The organism is Sulfitobacter sp. 1A13421 (assembly GCF_043557285.1).
In the GTDB taxonomy this organism is placed as follows: Bacteria; Pseudomonadota; Alphaproteobacteria; order Rhodobacterales; family Rhodobacteraceae; genus Sulfitobacter; species Sulfitobacter faviae.
The window spans coordinates 92,035-119,034 of sequence record NZ_JBIFFQ010000008.1 but is presented as its reverse complement, the minus strand read 5'-3'; the positions used below and the strand labels follow the sequence as shown (position 1 = coordinate 119,034).

26 protein-coding genes are annotated in these 27,000 nt (G+C 59.8%); 11 read left to right on the top strand and 15 right to left on the bottom strand.

Going from position 1 to position 27,000, the window contains the following annotated elements; genetic code table 11:
- Positions 1-45 precede the first annotated feature (45 nt).
- The 14 genes from ACGYLI_RS14325 to ACGYLI_RS14260 all read right to left on the bottom strand — a co-directional run bounded on the left by ACGYLI_RS14325 (position 46) and on the right by ACGYLI_RS14260 (position 16,731).
- Positions 46-1,092: a toprim domain-containing protein gene (locus ACGYLI_RS14325; RefSeq protein WP_064225045.1), complete on the bottom strand. Its 1,047-nt coding sequence runs from the start codon at positions 1,090-1,092 to the stop codon at positions 46-48.
- Complete coding sequence (locus ACGYLI_RS14320; RefSeq protein ID WP_037930959.1) at positions 1,089-5,486, bottom strand: strawberry notch-like NTP hydrolase domain-containing protein; 4,398 nt, start codon at positions 5,484-5,486, stop codon at positions 1,089-1,091. Before ACGYLI_RS14320 ends, ACGYLI_RS14325 begins: the two co-directional genes overlap by 4 nt.
- A gap of 515 nt (positions 5,487-6,001) precedes the next feature.
- The gene (locus tag ACGYLI_RS14315) at positions 6,002-6,631 is read right to left on the bottom strand and encodes a hypothetical protein (RefSeq protein WP_037931030.1); all 630 of its coding nucleotides are present in this window, start codon (positions 6,629-6,631) and stop codon (positions 6,002-6,004) included.
- Between the two features lie 105 nt (positions 6,632-6,736).
- A complete protein-coding gene (locus ACGYLI_RS14310; protein ID WP_037930962.1) occupies positions 6,737-7,213 on the bottom strand; it encodes a DUF6915 family protein in 477 nt (158 codons plus the stop codon).
- 1 nt (position 7,214) lies between these two features.
- Entirely contained in the window at positions 7,215-7,598 is a 384-nt protein-coding gene (locus tag ACGYLI_RS14305) for a DUF6878 family protein (protein WP_009804230.1), read from the bottom strand.
- A gap of 80 nt (positions 7,599-7,678) precedes the next feature.
- Positions 7,679-7,975, bottom strand: coding sequence for a hypothetical protein (locus ACGYLI_RS14300; RefSeq protein WP_009804229.1), 297 nt, complete (start codon positions 7,973-7,975; stop codon positions 7,679-7,681).
- A 116-nt stretch (positions 7,976-8,091) separates the two neighbouring features.
- Positions 8,092-8,472 carry a DUF3768 domain-containing protein gene (locus ACGYLI_RS14295; RefSeq protein WP_009804228.1) on the bottom strand — a complete coding sequence of 127 codons (381 nt, stop codon included), beginning with the start codon at positions 8,470-8,472 and terminating at the stop codon, positions 8,092-8,094.
- A gap of 126 nt (positions 8,473-8,598) precedes the next feature.
- A complete protein-coding gene (locus ACGYLI_RS14290) occupies positions 8,599-10,770 on the bottom strand; it encodes a ParB/RepB/Spo0J family partition protein (protein WP_009804227.1) in 2,172 nt (723 codons plus the stop codon).
- Between the two features lie 149 nt (positions 10,771-10,919).
- Positions 10,920-11,378: a thioesterase family protein gene (locus ACGYLI_RS14285; protein ID WP_007120589.1), complete on the bottom strand. Its 459-nt coding sequence runs from the start codon at positions 11,376-11,378 to the stop codon at positions 10,920-10,922.
- Between the two features lie 73 nt (positions 11,379-11,451).
- Complete coding sequence (locus ACGYLI_RS14280; protein WP_227511477.1) at positions 11,452-12,333, bottom strand: AraC family transcriptional regulator; 882 nt, start codon at positions 12,331-12,333, stop codon at positions 11,452-11,454.
- 52 nt (positions 12,334-12,385) lie between these two features.
- Positions 12,386-13,588, bottom strand: a complete 1,203-nt coding sequence (locus ACGYLI_RS14275) for a CaiB/BaiF CoA-transferase family protein (RefSeq protein WP_067261940.1) — start codon at positions 13,586-13,588, stop codon at positions 12,386-12,388.
- Positions 13,588-14,742, bottom strand: coding sequence for an iron-containing alcohol dehydrogenase (locus ACGYLI_RS14270; protein WP_017467063.1), 1,155 nt, complete (start codon positions 14,740-14,742; stop codon positions 13,588-13,590). The genes ACGYLI_RS14275 and ACGYLI_RS14270 overlap by 1 nt, the downstream gene beginning before the upstream one ends.
- A gap of 18 nt (positions 14,743-14,760) precedes the next feature.
- On the bottom strand, positions 14,761-15,921 hold the full coding sequence (locus tag ACGYLI_RS14265; protein ID WP_017467064.1) for an acyl-CoA dehydrogenase family protein: 1,161 nt from the start codon (positions 15,919-15,921) through the stop codon (positions 14,761-14,763).
- A 15-nt stretch (positions 15,922-15,936) separates the two neighbouring features.
- Entirely contained in the window at positions 15,937-16,731 is a 795-nt protein-coding gene (locus ACGYLI_RS14260; protein WP_017467065.1) for an IclR family transcriptional regulator, read from the bottom strand.
- Positions 16,732-16,902: 171 nt separating this feature from the next.
- Between ACGYLI_RS14260 and ACGYLI_RS14255 the strand changes: the two genes are divergently transcribed.
- The 8 genes from ACGYLI_RS14255 (at position 16,903) to ACGYLI_RS14220 (ending at position 25,045) form a co-directional block, all read left to right on the top strand.
- Positions 16,903-18,357 (top strand): NAD-dependent succinate-semialdehyde dehydrogenase, encoded by a 1,455-nt coding sequence (locus ACGYLI_RS14255; RefSeq protein ID WP_394419657.1) that lies wholly within the window; start codon positions 16,903-16,905, stop codon positions 18,355-18,357.
- An 8-nt stretch (positions 18,358-18,365) separates the two neighbouring features.
- On the top strand, positions 18,366-20,405 hold the full coding sequence (locus tag ACGYLI_RS14250) for an FAD-dependent oxidoreductase (RefSeq protein ID WP_394419656.1): 2,040 nt from the start codon (positions 18,366-18,368) through the stop codon (positions 20,403-20,405).
- A 120-nt stretch (positions 20,406-20,525) separates the two neighbouring features.
- Positions 20,526-21,281 carry an SDR family NAD(P)-dependent oxidoreductase gene (locus ACGYLI_RS14245; protein WP_009804216.1) on the top strand — a complete coding sequence of 252 codons (756 nt, stop codon included), beginning with the start codon at positions 20,526-20,528 and terminating at the stop codon, positions 21,279-21,281.
- A gap of 76 nt (positions 21,282-21,357) precedes the next feature.
- On the top strand, positions 21,358-22,116 hold the full coding sequence (locus ACGYLI_RS14240) for an electron transfer flavoprotein subunit beta/FixA family protein (protein WP_009804215.1): 759 nt from the start codon (positions 21,358-21,360) through the stop codon (positions 22,114-22,116).
- Positions 22,116-23,036 (top strand): electron transfer flavoprotein subunit alpha/FixB family protein, encoded by a 921-nt coding sequence (locus ACGYLI_RS14235; protein ID WP_009804214.1) that lies wholly within the window; start codon positions 22,116-22,118, stop codon positions 23,034-23,036. Before ACGYLI_RS14240 ends, ACGYLI_RS14235 begins: the two co-directional genes overlap by 1 nt.
- Before the next feature lie 2 nt (positions 23,037-23,038).
- Complete coding sequence (gene pcaF, locus ACGYLI_RS14230) at positions 23,039-24,238, top strand: 3-oxoadipyl-CoA thiolase (RefSeq protein WP_009804213.1); 1,200 nt, start codon at positions 23,039-23,041, stop codon at positions 24,236-24,238.
- Positions 24,239-24,556: 318 nt separating this feature from the next.
- The gene (locus ACGYLI_RS14225) at positions 24,557-24,766 is read left to right on the top strand and encodes a helix-turn-helix domain-containing protein (protein ID WP_081285328.1); all 210 of its coding nucleotides are present in this window, start codon (positions 24,557-24,559) and stop codon (positions 24,764-24,766) included.
- Positions 24,767-24,844: 78 nt separating this feature from the next.
- Complete coding sequence (locus tag ACGYLI_RS14220) at positions 24,845-25,045, top strand: hypothetical protein (RefSeq protein WP_065331048.1); 201 nt, start codon at positions 24,845-24,847, stop codon at positions 25,043-25,045.
- On the opposite strand, the gene ACGYLI_RS14215 is transcribed toward ACGYLI_RS14220, so the two are convergent.
- Positions 25,039-25,617 (bottom strand): hypothetical protein, encoded by a 579-nt coding sequence (locus tag ACGYLI_RS14215; RefSeq protein WP_394419655.1) that lies wholly within the window; start codon positions 25,615-25,617, stop codon positions 25,039-25,041. The two genes, ACGYLI_RS14220 and ACGYLI_RS14215, sit on opposite strands and share 7 nt — an antisense overlap.
- A 132-nt stretch (positions 25,618-25,749) precedes the next feature.
- On the opposite strand from ACGYLI_RS14215, the gene ACGYLI_RS14210 reads away from it, so the two are divergent.
- From ACGYLI_RS14210 to ACGYLI_RS14200, 3 genes are all read left to right on the top strand, one after another.
- Positions 25,750-26,064 carry a hypothetical protein gene (locus tag ACGYLI_RS14210; RefSeq protein WP_009804206.1) on the top strand — a complete coding sequence of 105 codons (315 nt, stop codon included), beginning with the start codon at positions 25,750-25,752 and terminating at the stop codon, positions 26,062-26,064.
- Positions 26,065-26,182: 118 nt separating this feature from the next.
- Positions 26,183-26,701, top strand: a complete 519-nt coding sequence (locus ACGYLI_RS14205; protein WP_009804205.1) for a lytic transglycosylase domain-containing protein — start codon at positions 26,183-26,185, stop codon at positions 26,699-26,701.
- Between the two features lie 16 nt (positions 26,702-26,717).
- Positions 26,718-26,999 (top strand): TrbC/VirB2 family protein, encoded by a 282-nt coding sequence (locus ACGYLI_RS14200; protein ID WP_040609066.1) that lies wholly within the window; start codon positions 26,718-26,720, stop codon positions 26,997-26,999.
- The last annotated feature ends 1 nt before the right edge of the window (position 27,000 follow it).

Sequence of the window (27,000 nt, the reverse complement as noted above, 5' to 3'; positions counted from 1 at the left end):
CCGCGGAACCTTTGCCCTGTCCGGCATCACCGGGGAGACTGGCGCTCATCCGTCCTCGATCTCCAGACCGTTTGCCTTCATGGCCCCTAACAGAGACCGGCGCAGCGCATCTCTGCCAAATGTCCGCAGATCATCGTTGAAATCGCCCAGTTCAGGGACGAGATAACCGCAGGAAATTCCTCGATATTCCAGTTGGTTACGCAATCTTATGGATGCATTGCGTCCGGCATCGTCATTGTCCCGCGCGATCCAGATGCGCTGAATCCCCGGCGATGGAATGAAGAGGCCGAGATGGGTGGCGGTGAGACAGGAGGCGAGGTCGAACTCCGGGAGAGCCGTTCCGATTGAGAGGGTGTTTTCGAGCCCTTCGCCGACGATGAGATCCGAGCGACCCGCGCCGGCCCAGAAGCGGATGGCATGGCCGTGCAGCTGCCCAAGGATCCGTTTGGGTCTCTCGATCGTGGCCAACCCGTCGGTAGACGGGTCGAGATAGACCCGCGCGCATCCGGTGATCTGGCCCCGTTTGTCGGTGATCTTTGCGAGCAGGGCAGGGGCCCTTCGCGGCTGATCGGGATCGTCCTCGCCCTGCCGCAGGAAGACTCGAGGGTGATAGCGCAGGGCAGGTCCAAGCCGTGTGATGCCGCGCCCCTGCAGATAGGTGGCGGCCGGGGTGCCAAGCACCGGCTTGCCAGCGGCAAAGAGCTTCCGCGCCCGCGCGATGCGTTTGGCGGAGGCTGCATCAGGGCGCTCAGCCCTTTGGGTGTCTCGAGGTGCGGCAGGGCAGGGGGCCTCGCCGAGAAAGGACCGGGCCTCCCTCAGCGTCTCCTTGAGCGTGACCGACCCAAGCCGTTCCTGCAGCAGGTCGATGAGATCGCCATATTCACCCGTCGCGAAATCTTGCCAGGATCCGGCCTTGCGCTCACCTTGAGCTTGCAGACGGATGGCGAGGCTTTGGCCCTTTGCACCGGACGTGTCGCCGACCTGCCAATAATTGCCCTGCTTACGACCCTCGGGGAAATACTGGCGGCAGAAACTCTCGGCACGGTCTGCCAGAGCGGCCGAGAGGTCTGCGATGCTGCGCCGCGCGCTCATGCGGCGACATCCGCTGCGCTGGCACCCACCGGGTGCTCAGCCAGAACCCGCGCCAGCACGTCAGTGCCATCCACTGGGATGAACACCCGAGTCTTCCACTGGATCACCTCGGCAAAACAACCCATCGCTTTCAGACGGGGCAGGGCCGCGCCCGACGCGCCGATCAGCTCAAGTCTCGGCTGTCCCATGACCAACGACCGGCGCAACTGGTAGCCGCCGAGGAGGTTCAGGGTCGTCCTGGCTTCCATCACCGCGCTGAGCACTTCCTGCGGCGACATCTCGATCTGACAATCGAGACCAAGGCGTGAATAGACATTCAGGAGCTGCTCCTGACTGACGAGACGGCCGATAGCGCGCTCCCCGTCCTCGGCCTGCAGGCGGTAAATGCGCATGTTGTCGGCAGGAAGCCGGTCCCAGATCGGCAGGAGGAGGCCGCAGATCAGCGTGATCTTCGATGTGGTGAACTGCGGCACCGCGTCGACCTCAGCCTGCCAGAGCTGTTCGAACATCGCATCGTCTATCTCTTCCCAGTGCGATTTCGAGAACTCGGTGAGGGCGAGGATCTCGGTCGCCATGGGCCGTAGCAGTTTCACCCGCAGGATCGGTACGCCATCCTCATCCATGAAGGCCGGCGCCTTCACCATCAGGGCCGCGCGTTTGGAGGTCTTGTTCCAATAGAGCGTCGCGCCTTTGTTATCAGCGCAGATGGCTTTCACGCGGGACAGGGTGAGCGGATCGTTTCGATCCGTACGCTCAACGGTCAGGGCGGTGGCCGTCGCCCCCGTCGCCTCATGTTCGAAGATCACCTTGCGGTCGACGATCTCGAATTTTTCGGCGCGCAGGGTCTCTAGCCCGACGTCCAGCGTGCCAGCCTGCCGTGCGTCCTCGATGATGGCCGAAAGTAACCCGCCGAAAGCCTCGAAGATCGCGTCCTGCATGTCGATCCGCAGTGCCAGACAGCGGTTCAGGAACTGCTGGATAGGCGGCAGATTCTCTTTCATCGTGCCATCCGCCTCATCGAGTGTCAGCCCGGTCATCTCCTGGAACCTGGCATATGAGCAGGCGTCGATCTTGCCCGCCCGCAGCTTGTAGAAGAACTGTCGCAGCGCCGCGCGTGCGTAGGGGCTCTCAAGATTGTCCTCGGCGCGGAACATGTTCTGGCCGCCGGTTTCGCGCTGCCCCTTGGTGATCGCCCCGAGCGTGTCGAGGCGGCGCGCGATGGTGGAGAGGAACCGTTTCTCACCCTTCACGTCTGTTGCGACGGGTCGAAACAGCGGCGGCAGCGCCTGATTGGTGCGGTTGGTGCGCCCGAGCCCCTGGATCGCATTGTCGGCCTTCCAGCCGGGCTCAAGGAGGTAATGCACCCGCAGGCGCTGGTTCTTGGCCCCGAGATCGGCATGATAGCTGCGCCCGGTGCCACCGGCATCGGAGAAGATCAGGATGCGCTTGGCATCATCCATGAAGGCCTGGGTTTCTCCGAGGTTGGAGGAAGCGGGACGCTTCTCGACCTTGAGCCGCCCCTCCCGCGTCTTCACGATGCGCCGTTTGCGCCCCGTGACCTCGGCCACAGCCTCCCCTCCGAAATGCCAAAGGATCTGGTCGAGAGCACCCTGTACTGGGGCGAGGGCACCGAGATGCTCGACAAGCTCGTCCCGCCGCCGCTCCGCCTCGCGGCAAATGATGTGATTGCCATCGCCATCGACGGCCGGGCGCGAGCGCAGATCCCCGCTCTCGTCGGTGTAAGGCTCGAAGAGCCGCGTCGGGAAGGAATGCATCAGGTAGTCCATGATGTTCTCGCGCGGCGTAAAATCGACCTGCAGATCATCCCACTCCGAAGGCGGGATCTCTTCGAGACGCCGTTCCATCACCGCCTCGCTGGTCGACACCACCTGGATCACCGCCGAATGTCCCGCCGCCAGGTCCGCCTCGATGGCGCGGATCAGCGAGGGGCATTTCATGGCGGTGATGAGGTGGTTGAAGAAGCGCTGCTTGTTGCTCTCAAACGCCGAGCGTGCGGCGGATTTGGCCTGAGGGTTCAAGGTGCCTGTCTCAGACGAAATGCCAGAGGCTTGTAGGGCAGCCTCAAGGTTGGTGTGGATGATCTGGTAGGCATCAGCGTAGCTGTCGTAGATCGCGACCTGGGCGGGCGTCAGCTCATGGACCAGCATCTCGTATTCGACCCCGGCATAGGAGAGGGACCGCGCGAGATAGAGCCCAAGCGCCTTCAGGTCGCGGGAAATCATCTCCATGGCGGCGATGCCCCCGGCCTCCATCGCGGCGACAAATTCTGCCCGCGTCACGAAGGGGAAATCTCCCGTGCCCCAGAGACCGAGGCGCGAAGCATAGGCAAGATTGCCAACGACCGTCGCCCCGGTGGCCGAGACATAGAGTACGCGGGCGTCGGGCACGGCGTTTTGCAGCGCGAGGCCCGCAAGGCCTTGTTGAGAGGCCTTTTTGTCGCCGCGGTCGGACTTTTCGCCGGCGGCATTGGCCATGGCGTGGCTTTCATCAAAAGCGATGACCCCGTCGAACCCCTCGCCGAGCCAGGAGGTCACTTGCTCGAGGCGGGCAGCCTTGCCCTCACGTTCAGCCGAGCGCAGCGTGGCGTAGGTAACGAAGAGGATGCCCTCGGGCAGGCGTATGTCGCTGCCTTGGCGGAATTTTGAGAGCGGCACGATATCGCTTTCACGCCCGCCGAGCGCCATCCAGTCGCGTCGCGCATCCTCGATGAGCTTGTCGCTCTTCGAGACCCAGACCGAGCGGCGACGCCCCTGCAGCCAGTTGTCGAGAATGATACCCGCGACCTGTCGCCCTTTACCGCATCCAGTGCCATCACCGAGGAACCAGCCCTTGCGCAGGCGGAAGGCGCCTTCGTCACCCTCAGCCGCTGCAATCAGTTGGCCTTCGATCTCGCCACGCTTGAACAAGCCTTTGAGATGCGTCTCGTGTGCATTGCCCGCGTAGATCACGCTTTCGAGCTGCGGCGCAGAGAGGAGACCGTCTCGAACGAGGGTCTTCGGCAGAACGGGGCGGTAGCTCGGCACGGGCGGCGGCACCGAGGCCATGGCGGCGGATTGCACAAGTGCTGTCGGATGCTCCGCCGCGCCGTCGATCCGGATCGCCTGCAGGTCATAGACCTCGTAGACCGTGTCCTGCAACGTGCCATAGGGTTCGCTCCAGGCTTTTGGCAAGTAGTCGAGCGGGGCCGTCTCGATGTCGTCGAACGGATGCTTCGCGCGTTCCTCGGCGAGCGCACGGGTTTCTTTGCGTGCTGCGTTGCGCAGGGCGTGGAGGTTGGTGCGGGTCGGCTGAGACGGGACCGAAAGGGCCGATGTGGTGGGGCAGGGCGGGGGGCTGCGGCGTTCCGGGCAATGGGCGAGTACTACGGAGAGAAGATCACTCGTGGTCGCGCAGATCGGATGATAGGCGGCGTCAATATCAGCCGGTGCGGTCTCTTCAGCACCAGCCGCGCGCTTATCGATTACCGTCAACCGCGTGTCGATCGTGGTGCCATGCCGTGCGAAGACCTTGCCGTCGATGGGGGCCGAAAACACGACATCGGCGCTCTGGCCGATCCGCTGAAATGTCGACTGGAAGGATTTCAAAGAGGGACGGAAGCTTTCGCCGGTGATGACGACAAGCCGCCCACCAGGCGCGAGGCGTGCCAGGGCGGAAAGCACATGCTGACTGGTCGCTTGCCTAAACCGGCCCTCGACATGGTTGGCAGCGGAAAACGGCGGGTTCATCACCACGACCGAGGGCGTGATCGAGCGATCAAGACGATCGTCGATCGAGGCAGCATCGTGGTCAGATACGGCGGCATCGGGGAACAACTGCCCCAGTAGGGCGCGGCGCGTGTCGGCAAGTTCATTCAGCGCCAACCGTGCACCAGCGATCTTTGCAAAGATGGCCAGCATGCCCGTGCCCGTCGACGGCTCGAGCATCAGGTCGTCGTCCCGAAACCCGGCGGCCTGCGCGACGATGGCCGCGAGGGGCAAAGGCGTGGAAAACTGTTGCAGACGGATACTGTCTTCGGAGCGGCGCGTGTGAGACGGGGCCAGAGCCGTGAAACGTTCGATCATGGTGAGGAAGGCCTGCGGCGACAGTGCCTGACGCTGCATCAGCGCGCCGTAGCGCGAGAGTATAAGGATTTGGGCGACCTCGGCCGCCTCATAGGCGTCTTTCCAGACCCAGGCACCACTTGTGTCACTGGCACCGCAAGCATCTTCCATCGCGGCGCGAAGTGCGGCGGCGTCGATGGACCTGCCTGCCTCGAAAACGGGGACGAGGATTTTCGCAGCCTGCATCAGGTTTTGGGCGAAGCGTGGGGCATCCGGCAGGGCAGGGGCTTCGGGCTCGGTTGCAAGTTGGACGGAATGGGGGTGAGCGTTCATCGGCAATCTCCGGGGTTGAGGGTTGGCCCCGAGCCCCGCGTGCACTCTCTCACCCGGGAGGGGTCACCCCTCCCGCCCTGTCTCTCACTCTTTCATGGCCTCGAAAACTGAAGTCTTGGCAGCGAAAACTTATCCACAAAATCTGGGGATGACGCTGTGGGCGTTGTCGCGCAAACCCATGCCAGGCTGCTGGGACACGGCCGTGCCTGCATTTTGGGCACCTCCAGCGAAACGGACCCGACACACAGCAAGCTCGGGGACCGAATGGTCAACGAGGAGAAATCGCAAGAGCTCAGAATGGGGATCTGCAAATAAAAAGGCGACATCCGGGAGGAGGTGGATGCCGCCGATTATTCCGGATCGGCTCAGGGAGGAGGAGAGAACCGATCACAAGAGCGAACATAGGAGCAATGCTGCAGTCGCACAATGGGCGGGCTATGACTTTTCTGCAATGCAGCAATGCATGTCCGCGATCGGGTGCTGCCCATAGTTCCGGTGTGTGGCGGCGAGTTATTCTATGGATATGCGGTCAATGCACCGGTCGCGGGTGGCGCATGGGGATCGGACCGAGGAACGGCATTCCGCGCCTCCGGCAAACAATGCGTCTCATAGGCGCCAACAAACCCCCAGCAAGCGTCGATCTCCTCGCCACCCTGTTCGACGATGTAACCATAGACACGCCCACCAAGGTAAGAATCGTAGTCGGCGGTCTCACCACGTAAGATGTCTACAGCCTGTTCGCGCAGGGCCTTGGTCACGCGTTTTACACCGAATTCCTTTCGGACCGCTTCGAGCGTCACGTAGACGTAACCGACCTGCCCAGAATCCCACGGGCAGTGGAACCCGACGGTGTTCATCGCGAGACCGGAATGGTCATAGAGAAACACAGGCAGAATGATTGCCTTCCGCTCGGCGCGGTCCCGCAGACGATCCATCGAGAGATCGCTCTGATCCGAGACGCCCGCAAGATCGCGCAGGAACGCCTCAGGGCTGTCGTACTGATGGCTGTCACCCAGCCGATAGCGGCGGTGCCAGCAGATCAGCGTACCGAGGTTGCACCACTCTCGTGGGTCCTCAGCGTCGGGGTCGTGGTAGATCTTGATCGTGTGGCCCTGGTGGACCTCCTCGTAGACGGGATCTTGCATGTCCATGTCCTTTCTCGAAACGCAATCGACCCGCCAAGCCGGTTGTGGCGCAGGCGGGTCGATCTGGATGGGATCAGATGGTTGGTGAGTTTGCCGCCCGGCGGATCAGGCGGCGGCGCGATTCTGGCGATGCTGGACGTGCTCGACAGAGACCTTGAGAAGCCAATCCTCAAAGCCAAGAATGGTCTGGTGACCCGCAACCGCCTGGACCCAGGCCGCACGCGGATCGCTGCCGATCTGCGTCGGGTCGTTGTCGATCCGGCCATTGGCCATCCACGGTTCGGGTTGTATGCGTCCGAGCCAGTCAGCCAGTGACGGGATACGCCCCTGGCAGTCTTCGCGCACATGCTGCTCGCCGATCCAGCGGATCGGAACGACCCGGCCCGCGCTGTTGATCAGGCTGCGACCGAACACCCGCTCGGCATCATAGATCCCGACCGTATGATGTTTTTGGGCTCTGTGAACAAAGAGACCTAGGTGCTCTTTAGATGAGTCAAACCAGTCATGCACATGTTGGTAATCATCTGGAACACCGCCAAATCTACGGGCCGAGCTTTCGGCGTGGTGGAGAGGATGTGCCATGTCAGAGCCCCTCATGTTCTGTGGTGTCGGTCTCGATGAAGCGGTTCGAGTGGCTGACATCGATCTTGTCCGTCTCGAGCGCCCAGGTCAATTCGCCATAGCCGCCCTCGTTGTTTTCGAAGCCAGGGCTCAGCGCATAGGCAAAGTCCCAGCCGAAATCTTCGACCCGTCGCCGCAGCTCTTCTGTCAGGGTAATCGTGTCAGGCGTCACGACGACCTCCTCGACATTGCCGGAATCGCCATAGCCTTCATATTGCACGTCGAGGCCGGTCACGCCGAGGCCGCGCAGTTCGGTGAGAAGGGCTGCGCGGGTCTCGACCCGCTGTTCGGCTGCCCGTCTCTGGGCTTCGAGCATCTGCGCGTAGAAATCATTTGCTTGTGTCATATCTTCGGTCCTTTGGAATTGAGGGAGGGTGAGGGCGACCGTCTTGCAGGCCGCGCCCCGGAGGTTTCCTTTGGGGGGCTTCAGGCCGCAGCGTCGCCGCGTTTCTCAGCCGTCCGGTCAACCAGGTTGAAATACAAATTCTCGGTCGCGCGCTTGAACCCCGGCGGTTTGCGCGGAGCGAGGCAGCGCACCGAGGCGCTGCAGCTCTCGCCGTGCTCCATCGCGAACTGCGTCACTTGGTCGATCAGATCATCCATGCCCGCGGCCTCGATGCGCTTTTCGGGGTAGTTCGCCAGCATCTGGAACTGGGTGACGACGAAGGCGCCATCGCGATGTGCGGGATAGAGGGTGATCTGGTAGTCGAGTGTCTTGGCCATCTCTGGTCTCCTGCGGCAGGCCGGACACGATCATCGCGCCCCTTGGAACCCGCCAGCCCGAAAGGACCGCCCTTTGTGCAAGGGCGATCCGTGGCGATGTCGGTGAAAAAGGGGCGTCAGTATTCCGACGGCAGAAGCAGGGTCAGGACCCGGCGCGTCTGATCAGGATCGGAGGGCTCAGGCGAGCCATAGGTGTAGTCGACGTCGTACAGGTCGATCTTGAACCAGACCTTCGTGCCGTCGAGGTCGATGACGCCCATCTCGTGCCATCCTTGCGGGTCGCTGTCAGCGTTGAACGCGTCAAATGAAGCCACGCTGCGGGTGAGAGCAAGCTGGGCATCGGGCCCAAGCGCTGCAACGCCACGGGTCATCACGAACTGGCCCTGCGGGGCATCGGTGACGAGGATATTGCCAAGGATAGAGCGACGAAAGGCGTCATTCTGCGAAGCGACGAGTGCGGCTTCCTTAACGGGATCGAGGTCAAGTGTGGTGGTCATGGGATATCTCCGGGACGGGCCCGCCGATCCGATATCGGCTGTTGGTAACCCGTCAGCCGGAAAGGGCCGCCCTCGATGTGAGGACGGCCCAAGGCTCATGTCGTGATCAGGTCAGCGTGCGGCTCGTCAAGCCGCATCCTCGCTGAGGAAGGCGGGCAAGGACGACGGTTCATCGCTCTCGGCGTCGCTCAGAGAATCTTCGGCGGACACATCCCCCTCCTCGGTCTCCGGCGCTTCGCCTGCCATGTCGGCAACAGCCTCCGCCGCACCGGCAAACACCATCCCGTCGGGCAGCCAGCGCGTCGTCCTGACAACCGTTGCGGCGTCGAACCCTTCCGTCTCGCCGGCCGTTTCCGCGAAGGCCCGCTCCATCGCGGCCGCGATATCGCCCTTACGCTCGCGATTGCGATCTTCGGCGTAATCGTCGCCAATGAGCTTGCGCGCGGTAGCGACCGCATGCCCCTTGTTGACCCGACCCCAGTAATTCTGAGCAGTCGGGCGCCAGCAGGCCGCCACATCGACGTCAAGACGCGCGCCGATCTCCTCGATGATCGGGGAGGGGCGATTGTCGGAGGAAAGCTGCGGCTTGACTGCCAGACCCGTCGCCCAGGCGAAAAGCGCCTGCTTGGCGGCAATGGGCAGCGCCGACATCGCCCGGAAGTTTTCGGGCTTCTCCAGCGTAATCCAGTCGGTGGCGAGGCCCTGCTCCAGCGCCTCGAGCATCTTCTGGGCAACAGTATCCGAATGCAGCACCTCGCGGTTCTGCGCCTGGAAGGGCCGGATCGAGATATCGAGCGCCTCGTTGTTGTAGGACCGCCCCAGAGCCTGCTCGCAGAGCGCGTAGAGCATCGCATCGAACGCCACCTCGAAATCCGCCGCCAGATGCGCCCGAAGGATATGCTGACGCGTCGCGCGCAGATCGTCGGCGAGGCTCGCCGAAATCCCGTTCGCCTTGCGCAAGGTCGCGGCCGGGTCGGAGGTGGGCACCGGTGTCGAGGAGGTTGGCGGCGTCACGTTCGGGCGGACAGGAGACGGGGCATCACCCGCGTCAGCACTATTTTCGCTCGGGACGACCGCAGCGGGGATATCTTCTGGCCGCACGAGGCCTTTCTCGACACGCAGCGCGCCGTCATGACCGATGGTCAGAACCACGCCCGCGATGGCACGATCTTCGTCCGCGTAAGGCTGCCGTTCGCGTTGCAGGGCCTCGATCTCGCGCAGGCGCGGCTCGATGGCATAATATTCTTCCGTCTCCGCGTCCGTCCAGTCCTCGCCGTCATTCTTCGCCGCCAGTTCTTCCTCGCGCGCAATGAGACGTTCTTCTTCGGTGAGCAGGTCCGGATCGGGGTCGATGTCCTGCGGATAGACCCGCCCGAAGCTGCGAAACGCGCCGTAATCCACCGAGAGATGCACCTCGACCCATTTCCACGTTCCCTCGAAGGTTTTCGCCGCAGCCTGCAGCTTTTCGATGGCGAGACGCTCTAGGAGTTCGGGGTTCTCCATATGGGCGCTGGCGCGGTCGTCGAAGAGATCGCGCAGCAGAACACCACCCGCCGCCTCATAGGCCTCAATGCCGACAAAGCGCCCGATGGCCGAGTTCGCCGAATGGGCGGTCTCGGTAAGATGGCGTTTGATGCTTTGCGGATGGATGTGATAGCCGCCCTTCACTGCGTTCCAGACCGCCAGCTGGCGATCATGGTCGTCGGTCAGTGTGAAAGCCATCACGCATTCAAGGGTCAGATCACCCGCGCGGAACTGCTCGATGATCTCGGGCGCGACACGGGCGAGTTTGAGGCGGCGGCGCACCAGGTCGACGGAGACGCCGAATTTGAGCGCGATCTCGTCTTCGCTGCGGCCCTCGGCGATCATCGCCTCAAAAGCCTCGAACTGGTCGGCGGGGTGCATCGCCGCGCGCTGGAGGTTTTCAGTTGCAGAAGTAAGGATGGCGTTGCGCTTATCATCGACGAGGCAGGGCACGGGGTGATCGGCGGGGATGACGCTGTCCTCAGCGAGCTGCTTCAGCGCCTTGAGGCGACGACCGCCGGCATCGACTGCAAAACGTGTCTCTGACAGCGCATGAACCACCAGATTCTGTTTAATTCCGGTCTCGCGGATACTGACGAGGAGCTCAGCATCGTCGCTGGCGCTGGCCGCAACTTTTCGAACGTTGAGCGGGCTCGGCTCCAACTGGTCGAGCGGGATCATCCGGATGTCGGTCCCGCCGCCAGGCACGGACAACTCAGTGGCTTCGGTTTTCTTCGCAGTGGCGGGTTTCGGGCGGGTTGTGGTCTTGGCCATGGTCAGGGTCCTTGTCACGCCGGACCCGGAAGAGCCTCTCTCTATCCTTTCAAGCCCGGCACCCGGGCTTCCCTTTCTCTGGCTTTTTCTTGTGTTCCCTTACATGAGATCGTTTTGCACAGGCTTTGCTGTCTCCAAAGCCTACAGGCCTAGCTCACTGTTTGATTTTCCGAACCCACTTCCGCGAGCAAAATCTGCCGAATTGAGCTTTCAATTTTGACTTTACCAAATGTTGAAGCATCTCGGAAAACTGACTTCGTTTCGCATTCGAAGCAAATCAAGTCATGCTGACGGCCGACAACTTTTAGACCAACTGAACTTTCCCCGACATGGACCACATAGACCTCGCATGCTAGGTTCGCGCCTGCTTTCACCGGCGCATGGAATTGTAGGTCCATAGAGACAAAAGGCATGGCCGTGTTTCTTTCCGTGAGTAGAAAAAGCCAGCCCCGGCCTGAAAGCAAATCGTCCCAGAAAGTCTCGATCGCTTCCAGCGCGAAATTCGTAATCCGGCCAGTAAAGGCGATTCCCAGCTGGTCACAGTCGCCAAAGAAAATCCTGCGTTCGAAGGCAAATCGTGGTTTAAATTCTGTTTCTGGTACATTCATTGCAGCGTTACGGGCTCAACATTTCTTTGTCTCTGGTGCGTGACAGCGATAGGAAGGAATAGTTTTCCGGTCATTATGCCATGCGCCGGAATTCGGCGGGGGTCGCGCCTGTCATTTTTCGAAAAGTTCGACTAAAATGACTCTGATCTGCAAAACCGCAGTCAAGCGCGACCACTTTCAGGGGGGCATTACCCTTTCTCAGCATCTCCTGGGCCTTCGATATTCGCTTGCGCAAAACATATGCATACGGTGCCAACCCAAACTCCGCCTTGAACTGACGCGAAAAGTGAAACTGGCTGAAACCGATAGATGCGGCCATGTCTTCCAGACTGAGGTTTTCACCTAAGCAGCTTTCAACGAGATCGATGATTCTCTGCCTTTGAGCAGGGCTGAAGTTCGAGTTTGCGTCGCTGGTCAAAGAGACCTTGGCGTACTGACGCAGAAGGTGAACGGCGATCTGGCTGCGCAGGGCGTCGATGATCAATCTCTGGCCGATTCCACCGTTCTTTAGCTCATTCTCTAGCAATTGGATGCAGTTCAGGATACAGGGGTCCTTCGCAGATAGCCAATCATTGATCTCAATGGACTTCGGGTCACGATCAAAGACCGAAAGGGCCGTGTTTTCGAGTTCGCTGTGATTGAGATAGACGTGTCTAACCGTGATAGGCTCGGACCAACTCCAAGTGGATTCCTCTGCACGCGTGAGCAAGGAAATCCTACCTTTCTCTACGCGCGCGCTTTGCCATGGGCCGCCACTCGTGCGGCGCATAGTGGTTGGCGCGCCATCATATGCAACAATCATATAGTCGCGCATGGGGGGAATTGCCGCGTCTTGTCGCTCATAACGATAGCCCTTCAGGGTAATGCCGTTCCAGTTGCACCCGGAACTGTCCAACGTAGTCGTGCCGGGAATCCATTCGGGTATCCGGTCCGGTGATATGAGCAGTCTTTCCATCTTGGCCTCCCTGAACTTTTTCACGATCGTCCGCTTGAGCTGAAATTTCGGCTTAGGTCGTCTCGCGCATCCGCGGTTCTTCTCGAACGATATCCGCTTGAGTCAATCTATCGATTTCAGCTTCTGTCAGTCCAGCCTCGCTAAGCAACTGCCTACTATGCTGCCCGAAGCGAGGCGGTGCCGCGCGAACCGCTCCGGGGGTACGCGACAAGCGTGCTGGCACGCCGGTGCCGCGGTAGGTGCCTACTGATACCACCATGCCGCGATGTCGGGTGTGTGGATGCTGCAACGCTTCATTCACATTCCGAACGACTCCGGCGGGAATCCCAGCTTTCAAAAGCACGGGCTCAAGTTTCAAGGCGTCATGTTGCACCAGGCACTCTGACAAGACCTCTGTCATCTCTGACCGATGCGCAAGACGCGCGGCATTGTCGGCAAATCGTGGATCGCAGGGCACCTCAGGTAGGCCAAGCACGTCACAGAGTTTTGCGAACTGACCATTGTTACCGATAGCCAGATAGAGTTTGCCATTACTTGTTTCGAACATGTCGTATGGTACAATATTTGGATGCCCATTGCCGGTCGCCATTGGTATCTGTCCGGACATGAGGGAATTAGCCGCTTGGGGATGCATCATGCTGATCGCGCAATCATATAGCGGCACTTCGATGGCTTGGCCCAATCCGGACCGGCCCCGTTCCAAAAGTGCGGCGAGAATAGCGTTACAGGCGATCAGACCGGTGCCGATGTCCACGATGGGCGTACCCATGCGTGTCGGGCCTTCGGAGGGATTGCCGTTGATGCTCATGAGGCCCGTCATAGCTTGTACCACGGCGTCATAGCCGGGAAAACCGCCAAGTGGGCCATCGGAACCAAATCCAGTCACGTGGCAGAGTACCAGTCTAGGAAAACGTGCCCTGAGAACATCATCATAACCAAGCCCCCATTTTTCAAGAGTACCAGACTTAAAATTGTGAACTAAAACATCCGCATCCTGAAGAAACCGCAAAATCAGGTCGCGCCCTTCCGGTTGCTGCAGATCGATAGCGATGGACCGCTTGTTGCGGTTGGCGCCAGAGAAATAGGCGCTGAGTTCATCATTGAAAGGCGGGCCCCAACTGCGGGTCTCGTCGCCCAGAGGCGGCTCCACCTTGATGACCTCAGCGCCATGATCCGCAAGCATTTGGGTGCAGTAAGGCCCGCCCAGCACGCGGCTGAGGTCGACCACCTTGATCCCGTCCAATGAGCCAGCCATCAAAGCGCCTCCTGATAGAGGCGCGACACATCTTCGGCTGTCATGTCGCGCGGGTTGGTCTCCAGCAATCGCGTGATACCGGTCACGACCTCATTAGCCATTCCGGGAATGGCTGCCTCGGTCACTCCGACACCAGAAAGTCGAGACTCAAGTCCGCTTTCGACTAGCATCCGTTCCATCTCGTCGATCAGGCCATAGGCCGCAGCCGCATCAGAGTTGAAAGGCCGCGAGGGCAGTAGTAACCGCGATAGACGAGCATATTCAGCTTCTGCAACGGGCATGTTGAACCTCATCACTGGTCCTGCGACCAGAGCGTTTGCGTGCCCGTGAGGAACTTTGAAACCTGTTCCCAGTGGGTATGACAAGGCATGAATCGCCCCCACGCTGGCATTAATGAAGGCCATCCCAGCCAGTGTCGCCCCCAACAGCATGGCCTCTCGCGCTGACAGGTCCGAAGGCGTTTCCATGACGATTGGTAAGTTCTGACCGAGAAGCACCAGCGCTTTGTCCGCCATTCCATCGGAAATGGGATTCTTTCTGGTGCGACTGGTTACTGCCTCAATGGCGTGAACCATTGCGTCTAACGCCGTGGCCGCTGTGATGTGACGAGGCATTCCCAATGTTAGCTTTGCATCTAGCAAGGCAACGTCAGGCAGAAGCTGCGGTGCATATACCGCTTTTTTTTCGTGGCTTTCCGAAGTCAGCACGGACACCCATGTTACCTCTGATCCGGTCCCTGCCGTGGTTGGCACCTGGATCAGTGGCAAGCGTTTATCGGTGACCTGATTGATCCCGATCATGTCCGTAATCGGTTGATCGTTGGCTACCGCCGCTGCGATGACCTTGGCCGTGTCCAGTGAACTGCCGCCGCCAAGTCCGATGATTCCGTCAGCACCAAAGGCCCGCGCGACCTCTACCGCGGCCTCGACGACAGCGATCGGGGGGTCCGCTTCGACTTTATGAAAAATCTCAACCTCGATGCCAGCAGCCCTAAGTGCGGCGGCTGCCTCGTCCGCAAAACCACAGGCCAATATGCCCGGGTCCGTCACGACCAGCGCACGGGTGCAAGACAAATCTTGCATCAGGCTGCCGATCCGGCCAAGCCCACCGCTCTCGCAGACGATCCTCGGGGTGGAAAGGAAATTGAAGTCCATAGTTTGTCTTCGCTCCTGTTAAGCTGCTGCAGTGCGGATCATATTCCGCGCGATCAGTATTTGCTGAATCTGGGTTGTCCCCTCGTAGATGCGGAAGAGACGCACATCGCGATAGAAGCGCTCGACCGCATATTCGGCCATGTATCCTGCACCGCCGTGGATTTGCACTGCGCGATCGGCCACTCGACCTACCATCTCACTGGCAAACATCTTGCAGCAGGCAGCATCAGTCGACACGTTCTGACCAGCGTCCTTGCGGCGTGCTGTTTCTTCGATCATGCAACGCGCTGCGAAGGCCTCGGCGCGACTGTCAGCCAGCATGGCTTGGATCAGTTGCTTTTCAGCGATGGGTTCACCGAATTGTTTGCGTTCCATCGCATAGGATAGGCTGTCACGGATCAGCCGTTCGGCGGCGCCCACACAGACGGCAGAAATATGCAGTCGGCCCCGATCAAGGACTTTCATTGCCGTTTTGAAGCCCTTGTTCAGACGGTCCGGCCCGCCGATGATGTTCGAGGCAGGCACGCGGACATTGTCAAGGATGACGTCGCATGTGTGCGAACCCTTCTGCCCCATCTTCCTGTCAGGCTGGCCAAGCGTTATGCCCGGCGTCCCTGCCTCGACGAGAAAAGCGCTTACGCCGGCAGAACCTTTCACCTCTGGACTGGTCCGGGCAAAAACCGTGAATAGATCGGCACGCGGCGCATTGGTAATGTAGCGCTTCGTGCCGTTCAGTAGGAAATCGTTTCCATCACGCCGCGCAGTGGTGCGCAGACCGCCAGCATCCGAACCAGCATCTGGCTCGGTTAGGGCGAAGGATGCGATCATATCTCCGGAGGCGAGAGCTGGTAGATACTTCGCCTTCTGCTCGTCGGTTCCATCGATGATGATTCCCTGCGAGCCGATCCCGTTGTTTGTGCCAACTAGCGACCGGAACGCAGGCGAAGCCTGGCCAAGAACGAAAGCGGCTTGCACTTCCTCTATCATCGACAAGCCAAGCCCGCCGAAATCCTCCGGGATCGACATGCCGAAAAGGCCCATCGTGCGGATTTCATCGACCAGCATAGGCGGAATCACATCTTCATCGGCGACGCGATCCTCGTAAGGGATTAGTCGCTCTTTCACGAAGCGGTCGAGCGCGTCGAGAAACTGGGAAAGGGTATCTGTATCAAGGGCCATTATGCTCTCTATTGTTCAGGGTGCGACCGCCGCAACGCGGCGGACAAGATCGACAAGGCGGTGCGCGACGTCGCTTTCGATCCAATCGCGCGTAAGGGTTTGCGAAGGACCGCCGCAGTTGAAGGCAATGATGGGTGAGCCGTCCGTCGGCACGAAGGGCACTGCTACTGCGTTCACATCACGCTTCCACTCCGTGAAGGACGTGCAATAACCGTACTGTTGGTAGTCTTCGATAGCTGCTTCGATTCCGGGCTGCACATTCGGCCAGTTGTCACCCTCATGTTCCTCCACAAGGGCCAGAATTCTGGCCTGCTCATCCGGGCCGTGTGCCGCTATGCAGGCGCGACCAACCGCGGTAGTGGCCAGTTTAATATGGGCACCAACCTCAATCGCCAGCGTGACGGCGTTGGTGCCCTTGCACCGCTCTAGATAGACCATCGATAGTCGGTCACGACTGGCCATGGCCACCGGCATACCTGTGTAATCTGCTAATTCCTGCATAAAGGGCTTTGCGAGTTGCCGCAGCGGAATCCCTGCAAGGCAGGAGAAACCCAGCGAAAGCACTGGAGGGGCCAGTCGATAGCGTGCTGTATCCGGATCGTAGCTGAGGTATTCCAGCTTGTTCAGTGTATAGGCCAGCCTTGAGACCGTCGATCTGCTCAGGCCAGTGCGCTCGGCCAACTCACCGTTCCCCAGAGCTTCCCCTTCCCGCCGAAAGGCCCGCAACAGCTCCAAGCCGCGCGCCAACGCCGTGACAAAATCGCGGTCCTGTCTCTCGGCGTCCTTGGTGCGGTCTTTCCTTGGTCTCACGACATCCCTCCTCGGGAAGAATTATGCGTCTTGAAACACATCTAAACGATCGATAACGTCCGCGTCAATACTGCGGTAAACTTTACCGCTATGCGGAAAACTAAGGTCGTCCATCTGGTCCCCTTCGTGCCGGATCCTGCGGATGACACAACTAAGCGAGGTCATAACGCCATGAAAGAAATGAATTATCCGACCATCCAGCACCTCATCGGACAGGACTGGATCGCTTCTCCCACGCCGGAGGATCGCGCAGTCATAAACCCTGCAAACGGGCAAACTATCGGACAGATTCCGCAGGCTAGCGCCGCAGATCTGGACCATGCGGTTCACTCCGCCGAATCAGCTTTTCGCCAATGGAAAAACAGCTCTCCCATGGAACGAAGTGCAATTTTGCGACGGTTTGCCGACCTGCTGCGCCAAAATGACAGACTGATCGCTGGCTGGATCACTCTCGATGAAGGCAAGCCTCAGGCTGAGGCCTTGGCTGAGGTCCGCGCCTCAGCTGACCACGTCGACTGGCACGCCGAGGAATGTCGGCGCATTTATGGGCGCATCATTCCATCGCGCAGCCCAGGGGTACAGCAGCTTGTCGTGCGCGAACCGATAGGCGTCTGCCTTGCAATCACGCCTTGGAATTTTCCGCTGAGCCAAGCGGTACGCAAGGTCGCGGCGGCGCTTGCGTCAGGTTGCACGATGATCTTGAAAGGCCCGGCAGAGGCTCCGGCGGGCTGCATGGCAATTGCGCGCTATCTGCTGGATGCAGGCTTGCCCGAAGGCTGTCTGAACCTTGTCTGGGGTAATGCGGCCTTCATTTCGGAAACTCTTATTGCGCGCCCCGAGGTGCGCAAGATCACCTTCACCGGTTCGGTCGAGGTGGGCAAGCATCTGGCAGAATTGGCTGGCCGCCATATGAAGCGGGCGACGATGGAACTCGGCGGTCACGCGCCCGTATTGGTGTTCGACGACGCCGATGCCACGGCCGCGGCGCGCGCCTTGGCGGGCAACAAGCTGCGCAATGCAGGCCAGGTGTGCATCGCCCCAACCCGGTTTTACGTACAACAAGGCATCTACGACCGATTTCTGTCCGAGCTAGTTTCAGCATTTGAGAGCGTAAAGGTGGGCGATGGTTTAACCGAGGGCACACAGATGGGGCCATTGTGTCATCGCGGACGCGTGAATGCGATGGAAAAGCTCGTCGAGGATGCCCGCGAAAACGGTGCACGGGTGTTGACGGGAGGCAAAAGGGTTGGGAATCATGGTAGCTTCTATGCCCCGACAGTCGTCGATACGCCCAACGACGACATCGACTTGATGCGCGAAGAACCCTTCGGCCCGATTGCTGTCGTCTCGTCTTTTCGTGAAATAGAGGACGGACTGTCGCGGGCCAACGGGCTACCCTTCGGGCTGGCGTCCTATGTCTTTACCAATTCGTTGGAGCGTGCAGATAAAGCAGCTGCGGGTTTGCAGGCAGGTATGGTAAGCATCAACCAGTTCGGCCTGGCTCTGCCCGAGACTCCGTTTGGCGGCGTAAGAGACAGCGGCTATGGGACTGAAGGCGGGACAGAAACCTTCGAAGGCTATCTCAATACCAAATTTATCTCGCGCAATCGAGCGCCAGTGCTGTGAGGATGCCCATGCCTATTGAATTAAGCTTCTCAAATGGCGCAGCAATTCTGACCATAGACAATTCGCCGCTTAACCTAATCAACGCGGAGGTTCGGGCTGGAATACAACACTGTATCTCCCAAGTCCTCGAAACTGGCGCTACCAGGCTGATTATCACCGGTGCAGGAACGACGTTCGTCGCGGGCGCGGATGCGAAGGAATTCGGACAGTTGCCTGTTGATCCACAACTAAATGACGTGCTGTTGCAACTTGCGCACCTTCCGATTCCGACTATCGCAGCCATCAACGGGGCTGCGCTTGGTGGGGGATTAGAGATTGCTCTGGCTTGCTGCTATCGCATCGCCTCAACTTCTACCAAACTGGGCCTGCCAGAGGTAAACTTGGGGATCGTGCCTGGCGCAGGGGGAACCCAAAGACTGCCGCGACTTATCGGTATTGAAGCTGCGCTTGACATTATCGTCACCGGGAAGGCTGTTTCCGCCGAGCAGGCACTGAAAATAGGACTGATCCAGCTGCTAGCCGATGACCCGCTTGGCGCGGCCATAGCTCTCGATGACGCTGTTCTAGAGGCGGCACAGGCACCCGACAATCTTCCTTCACCAATGCCAAACCACTTCGCAGCGGAAGTCGCCCGCGCGCAGGTAGCGCGGCGTATGCCTGGCCAGAATGCCCCGCATGTTGCGGTGGACCTGGTCGCGGCCAGCGCGATGACGCCGCTGCACGACGCACTGGCCAGCGAGCGCGCTGCGTTTTTGGACCTTCGTGCCTCGGATCAGGCGCGGGCCCTTAGGCACGTTTTCTTCACCGAGCGTACCGCAACCAACAAGGGGCGCACCTACCCCCGACCTTCCCGAGATGCTGAAACCGCCATCGTGGTCGGTGGTGGCAATATGGGAGCAGCTATTGCGTACACGCTAGCGACCGCAGGGATCTCGGTGACTGTCGTCGAACGCAGTGCCTCGTCCGCAGAGTGGGCCAGAGAAAACCTGCAAAAGCTGATTGATCAGGGTATCAGTCGCGGCATTCTGTCCCCCGATGCGGGAAAGGCGGTTGAGGACCGGCTGGTTACGGTCTCAGGCTATGACGCTCTGCCACCAACCGATCTAGCAATCGAGGCGGCCTTCGAGGATTTTGCGGTCAAGAGCGCGATCTTGACCGAACTCGAAGGTGCTCTGCCGCCCGAGACGATTATTGCCACAAACACATCCTATCTCGATGTAAATCGGCTTTCTGATGGGTTGAAGCACCCAGCACGCTTTGTAGGGATTCATTTCTTCAGTCCTGCGCATATTATGAAGCTTCTGGAAGTCGTCAGGAGCGACCGAACGTCAGACGATACATTAGGTGCAGCATTTGTGCTGGCGCGCAGGCTTGGTAAAATCCCGGTACTGTCTGGTGTTTGCGATGGCTTCATCGGAAACCGAATTTTGTCTAGCTACCGTCACGCCGCTAATCGCCTTCTGGTGAAGGGGGCTATTGTCGACGAGATCGACGCGGCTATGCGCGGATTCGGTATGGCGATGGGTCCATATGCTGCACAGGACATGTCGGGGCTGGACATCGCCTACGCGAATATCCGTCGCAAGGCCGCTGCAGAAGGGAACTGCTGTGGTCACGTGCCCTTGGTCGAGCGGCTGGTCGAAAAGCACAAACGCCTAGGACGCAAATCGGGCGCCGGATGGTACGACTATGGGCCGGACGGCAAACCCTCACCTTCGGAGCTGGTCGCTAGCGAAATACTCCGTGTCTCAGAAGAAATGAACTTCACTCGCCGGGAGTTCTCAGCTGACGAAATCGTAGAAAGGCTCTTGCTCGCAATGGTGGCGGAAGCCTGCGATATCCTTGACGAAGGCGTCGCAGAAAAACCGCAAGACATCGACCTAGTAATGATTCACGGCTACGGATTTCCCCGCTGGCGGGGAGGCCTGATGCACCACGCCAAAAATATCGGCAAGGATCGGTTGGCCGCGCTCTTTAGCGCGCTTGTCAGAGAGGATCCTTGCGACTGGAGGGTGCCTCGTAATTTAGAAAGGGTTTTCGCGACCTGACGGTCAAAGTCCCGCGCCATAAGGCGCTGCCCCAGCAACTTAACACAGTGCATTCCGTCGGGCATTAAGAAAACCCGGCGGAAACAATTAAATTTGTTCACGAACACTCAGGAGAGAACTATGGGACGGGTATCCGGAAAAGTCGCACTGGTAACAGGTGGCGCCATGGGCATGGGAAAAGCCCATTGTGAAACGCTGGCACGTGAAGGCGCGCATGTATTTGTAACCGACCGTGATACGGAAGCGGGTGAAAGCGTAGTAAAAGGTATCATTGGAGCCGGAGGGAAGGCGGAATTCATTCAGCATGACGTGACGCTTGAAGAAGATTGGAAGAATGTCATCTCCACGGTGCAATCAAGTGCTGGTCGACTTGATGTGCTAGTGAACAACGCTGGCATTCTCATTCTGAAGCCGCTCCACGAAACCTCGCCTGACGAATTTGACATGACGATCAACGTCAATGTACGCGGTGTTTATCTCGGTATCCGAGCCGCGGTTCCATTGATGAAAGAGACCGAAAAAGCATCAATTATCAATATTTCTTCAATCTATGGGATTGTTGGTGCCGCTTCGGCGGGAGCCTACATTGGATCCAAAGGCGCCGTACGGATGTTGACCAAATCCTGCGCAGTCGACCTGGCCGAAAGTGGCATACGTGTCAATTCGATCCATCCCGGTGTCATCGATACTCCCATGACAAAAGATCTGCTACACGCCGACGAAGAGACCCGGCAGGCAATTCTGGGGGCCACGCTGCTCAAGCGGCCAAGCAAACCTGAAGAGGTTTCGAATGCGGTCCTGTTCCTCGCATCGGATGAGTCATCGTTCGTTCACGGAGCAGAGATTGTAGTAGATGGCGGTTATACTGCGAATTGACAGAGACACATCCCAAGTAACGGCCTGGAACCCGGGCCGTTACTGCCATTGCAAATTTCCAAGACGATAAACGCCAATGAAAATAATTGCACCTATAAAACACCTAATTGATTACAACGTGAAGGTTCGCGTTAAGGCGGACGGTAGCGGAGTTGGTCTCGCGAATGTGAAGATGTCGATGAACCCGTTCGACGAGATTGCGGTTGAAGAGGCGATCCGTCTGAAGGAAGCGGGCAAGGCGGACGAGCTTGTCGTCGTGTCGATCGGCGTGAAACAGGCGCAGGAAACGCTGCGCACGGCGCTGGCGATGGGCGCGGACCGGGCGATCCTCGTCGTGGCCGCCGACGACGTGCACCAAGATATCGAGCCGCTGGCGGTGGCCAAGATCCTAAAGGCCGTGATCGACGCCGAGGCGCCGGGCCTGGTGATCGCGGGCAAACAGGCGATCGACAACGACATGAACGCGACCGGCCAGATGCTGGCGGCGCTGCTGGGCTGGGGTCAGGCGACCTATGCCTCTGAGGTTGCGATCGAGGGCGAGCATGCCGTCGTGACCCGCGAAGTGGACGGCGGTCTGCAGACCATCAAGGTGAAGCTGCCGGCGATCGTCACCGCCGACCTGCGCCTGAACGAGCCGCGCTACGCCTCGCTGCCCAACATCATGAAAGCCAAGAAGAAACCGCTGGACGAAAAGACCGCCGCCGATTTCGGCGTCGATGTCACGCCGCGCCTGACCGTCGTCAAGACGGCAGAGCCCGCCGCGCGTTCGGCCGGGGAAATGGTTGGCTCGGTCGACGAGCTGGTGTCGAAGCTGAAAGAAAAGGGGATCGTGTAATGGCTGTTCTTCTCCTTGCAGAAATCGCCGGTGGTGCACTGGCGCTGGACGCCACCGCCAAGGCGGTGACCGCTGCCAAATCGCTGGGCGATGTGACCGTTCTGGTTGCGGGCCCCGCTGCCGCAGGCGAGGCCGCGTCGAAGATCGACGGCGTGGCAAAGGTTCTGGTGGCGGATGACGCCGCCTATGCCAACGGCCTGGCCGAGCCGGTCGCCGATCTGGTGGTCAGCCTGGCAGGCAATTATGAACATATCGTTGCTCCGTCCACGGCGAGCGCGAAAAACATCCTGCCGCGCGTCGCGGCGCTGCTGGACGTGATGGTTTTGTCGGACGTCACCGCCATCGTGGACGGGTCCACGTTCGAACGCCCGATCTACGCGGGCAACGCGATTCAGACGGTAAAGTCCAACGATTCCAAGAAGGTACTGACCGTCCGCACCACCGCCTTCGACGCGGCTGGCCAGGGTGGTTCGGCCGCCGTCGAGGCCATCGCAGCGGCCGGCAACGCGGGCCTGAGCGCCTGGGTCGAGGACAAGGTCGCGGCGTCGGATCGTCCGGAACTGACCTCGGCCAAGATCGTGGTCTCGGGCGGTCGCGGCGTCGGTTCCGAGGAGAACTTCGCGATCATCGAGGGCCTGGCCGACAAGCTGGGCGCGGCGGTCGGCGCCTCGCGCGCGGCGGTGGATAGCGGGTTCGCACCGAACGACTGGCAGGTCGGCCAGACCGGCAAGGTCGTGGCGCCCGAGCTGTACATCGCGGTCGGGATTTCCGGGGCAATTCAACACCTTGCAGGCATGAAGGACAGCAAGGTCATCGTCGCCATCAACAAGGATGAAGAGGCCCAGATCTTCCAGGTCGCCGACTACGGCCTGGTCGCAGACCTGCTCGACGCCGTCCCGGATATGACAAAGGCACTCTAAGAATGACAAACGTCTACATCTGCGATTACATCCGCACACCAATTGGTCGCTATGGCGGCGCGCTTTCTTCTGTGCGAGCCGACGATCTTGGTGCAATCCCACTCAGGGCCCTGGCCAGCCGAAACCCGAAGCTAGATCTAGCGGCCATTGACGAAGTGATTTTCGGCTGCGCCAACCAGGCGGGCGAGGACAACCGCAACGTCGCACGCATGTCGCTGCTACTCGCGGGATTTCCGGATTGTGTCCCTGGCACGACGATGAACCGGTTGTGCGGATCGGGTATGGACGCCGTAATCACAGCCGCCCGCGCGATCAAAGCTGGAGAAGCCGATCTCATTGTTGCTGGCGGTGTGGAAAGCATGTCTCGTGCTCCGTTTGTGATGCCAAAAGCTACAACTGCATTCTCGCGCGAAAATTCTGCTGAAGACACCACCATCGGCTGGCGCTTCGTCAATAAACAGATGAAGAGTCAATACGGCGTCGACAGCATGCCTGAAACGGCCGAAAACGTAGCGGAAGACTTCAGCATCAACCGCGCCGACCAAGATGCCTTCGCCATGCGTTCGCAGCGAAAGGCGAGAGATGCCATGGCGAACGGTCGTTTGGCCCGTGAAATTGTCCCGGTAGAGATTCCTCAGCGAAAGGGGGAGCCAAAGATCGTCGTACAGGATGAACACCCTCGCGCGGGTACGACTTTGGAAGCGCTCGCCCAACTGAAAACTTTCGTAAAAGCGGACGGCACTGTAACCGCTGGGAATTCTTCGGGCGTGAACGATGGTGCCGCAGCATTGATCCTTGCCACCAGCGACGTCGCAAAAAAATTTGGCCTCACACCGATCGCAAGGGTCTTGGGCGGCGCAACCGCGGGCGTCGCACCGCGCATCATGGGTTTCGGGCCGGCACCGGCGTCGGAAAAGCTGATGGCGCGACTTGGACTGAAACAAGAAGACTTCTCGGTAATCGAACTTAACGAAGCCTTTGCTTCGCAGGGTCTGGCCACACTACGGCACCTGGGGATCGCGGATGATGACGCCCGCGTGAACCCGAACGGCGGCGCTATTGCTCTCGGCCATCCGCTTGGCATGTCAGGTGCCCGCATCACTGGTTCAGCGATGCTGGACCTCAAACCTGGAGAAAAGTCGTTATCGACCATGTGTATTGGCGTGGGACAGGGGATTGCAATCGCGCTCGAAGCTGTCTGAGGTGCCGCGACAACCACAAAACTAACATAAGTTCTCTTATGCGATTTTTGGCCAACCCCAAATTTCCTCGTAGAATTCGTCCTCTCCAACCTCCCTGTGGACGACCGACTGGCGGCACCGGTATTGCCGGTGTCGCCCTTTTCCGAAAGAACGATTGAACGACCCAGTATGTTTGCGAGACGGATCATCCCGTGACCTGCGTATCGGCAGGCATCCCATTCCGGCGATCTCGCGCCGTACCAAGAATTCTTCTCTGCACCTCCGAATGTAACATATATCGCGTGGCGATATTTCGCGCAGCGTGTCCGTTTCGCGGGCATGAACTTGCGGGACCGTGTAGCACTGAACATCCAGGAATTGAGACGCGCCCGCGGCCTCAGCCAAGAGGAGCTTGCTCATCGGGCCGATGTGAGCCGCGGCCATATGGGCAAGGTCGAGAACGCCAAGTTTGCGGCCTCCCTCGACCTTCTCGAACGCATCGCCAAGGCGCTCAATGTCGACCCCGAAGTACTCTTTGCGAAGCGCTAGTTCGTTTCCTGAGACTTTGATCCTATCCCCCAACACGAAAGATTCGAACGGCAAGAACGGTACGAGCGACACGGGTACATGACGAAGAGAAAGACAGGCTGGCCTTTCCAGGAAGGGTTTCTGAACGCCGGTACACAGGAGATTCACCTGTTCACCGATTACCGTTGGAATGATGGCTCGGTGAGCCGCCGCTGGCATGTCGATCCGGAACGCTTTGATGCAGATCTTGCCGAGCTTCGCTCAATTTCCCTGGTGGCATCGGACCGTTCGGATCAGTAGGAAAACCACTCCGAGTGGCCCATGTTGCCCTCGAAGTCGCCGTACTCGACCATGATGCTGCGAGAATAGAAGTGCCAACGGCCACCACCACTCGGATAGGCGATCTCCTGCCCGCTTTCCGAGACGAATGTCGCGGGCCAGGGCGTGTGGGATCCGTAGACCCGCTGGATGTAGCGGCAGGTCCGGTTCTCGCGATCACAGGAGCGGATCGACCAGTCCCATTGACGCGGCTCGTCACGCGGCTCATAGGAGCGCCCGGTGAACCAGATCACATGGGTCCGGTTCAGCCATTCGTATTCCGGCAGGTTGGTGTCGAGTTCACCCTCGCCGCCCGGACCACCGAGCTCGACCGGCACATGGGCGAAGGTGCAGACCCCGAAGGGCGGTAGACTCGGCCAGGGCGTGATGCGGCGGATCATGGTGCGATAGGCGCGGGCACAAACGGCACTCGGGGGGAACCCACCCGCCATGCAGAGCATGATGGCGCAGTCGATGTCATAGGCCTGCGCCTTCTCCGGGGCTCCGAACACTGCCATCACCCCCATCGCCGCCGCCATCACTTGTCGTCTCATGTCACTCTCCCGCAAAAGTTGCGCGGACTATCGCGCAATATGTATTTATCTGCAATATGTCGTATTGACTCTATATGACTTTATGGCCTTAGTGTCGTGAAGTAGAAGGGCTCTCATGGGGAGAGTCCGAACATGCCGATAGCGCGCAACCAGATCCTGATCACCATCGATGGTGTGAAAGACCTTCAAGAAGAAGGCATCGCGTTCCGCTGCCGGTATGAACTCGTGGGGTTCACCGACGATGGCAAGCCGCGCTACCAGTGCATCTACCTGCGCGAGGGTGAGCCGGAAGCCATTCTGGTCTCGACCCGGATCACCCCACACGGTCCCGAGCCGCGGTATTTCAACATATGGCCGGGGCTCTTCAAACATCATTTCGAGTTCGGTGACGGGCGCGATCTGCGCTTTGGTCCTGATTACAGCATCACCCTCGAGGAGCGCGGCTGACGTCATCGCCTTCGGCCGTGACGGCACGGCCCGGACATCCGGCTGGATCTTTCATGGCGAACCACCTGCCTGGGCGAGGCTGGGTGATAGTGCTGAGGCGGAAGTCGTTCTGGCCTCGTTGGACGCCACGCCGCCTTCCGGTCGCGACGGCATCCTCTCCCTGATCGACGCCACGGCAGATCGCCACAAGGGAAACCGCGCCCTGCGGCAGGTCGACCTCGATGCGGACGACTGGCAGATCCTCTTCCGCGCCCTGGTCGAGGCCGAAAGCAGCTACAATCCGACCGCCGTCAGCCCCAAGGGCGCCTATGGTTTGGGCCAGCTGATGCCCGACACGGCGCGCGCACTCGGGGTCGACCCGCGCGATCCCTCCCAGAACCTCGATGGCGCGGCGCGCTACCTGCTCGCCCAGCTCGCCACGTTCAAGGACATCGACCTGGCGCTGGCAGCCTACAATGCCGGGCCACACCGTGTGGTCGAGTATTCCGGCATCCCCCCCTTCACCGAGACCCGCGACTACATCGCGCGCATCCACCGGATCCGGTCCCGGCTGGCAGGCCCTCCCGCTTCCGCGCCGGACATCCGTGTCGCAAACCAGGTTCCGGCCCGCGCGCCCGTCCTTATCGAACTTCAGTAAAACAAGGGAACTTCGCATGCTCAGACATTGCCTCAGCCGCCTCTTGCCCATCGCCACAACCTTGGCGGCTCTCGCAACGCCCGCTCTCGCGCAGGACTTGTCACCGATCCAGACCATGCTGGAAACCGTCGAGGCCGCGCTGACCGGTCCCATCGGGATCGCGGTTGCCACGCTCGCGGTCATCGGCACCGGATTCATGTGCATGATGGGGCGGCTCAACTGGGGCTGGTTCGCCTCGGTCATCATCGGGATCGTGCTGATCTTCTCGGCCGGTACCATCGTCGACGGCTTCTCCTGAG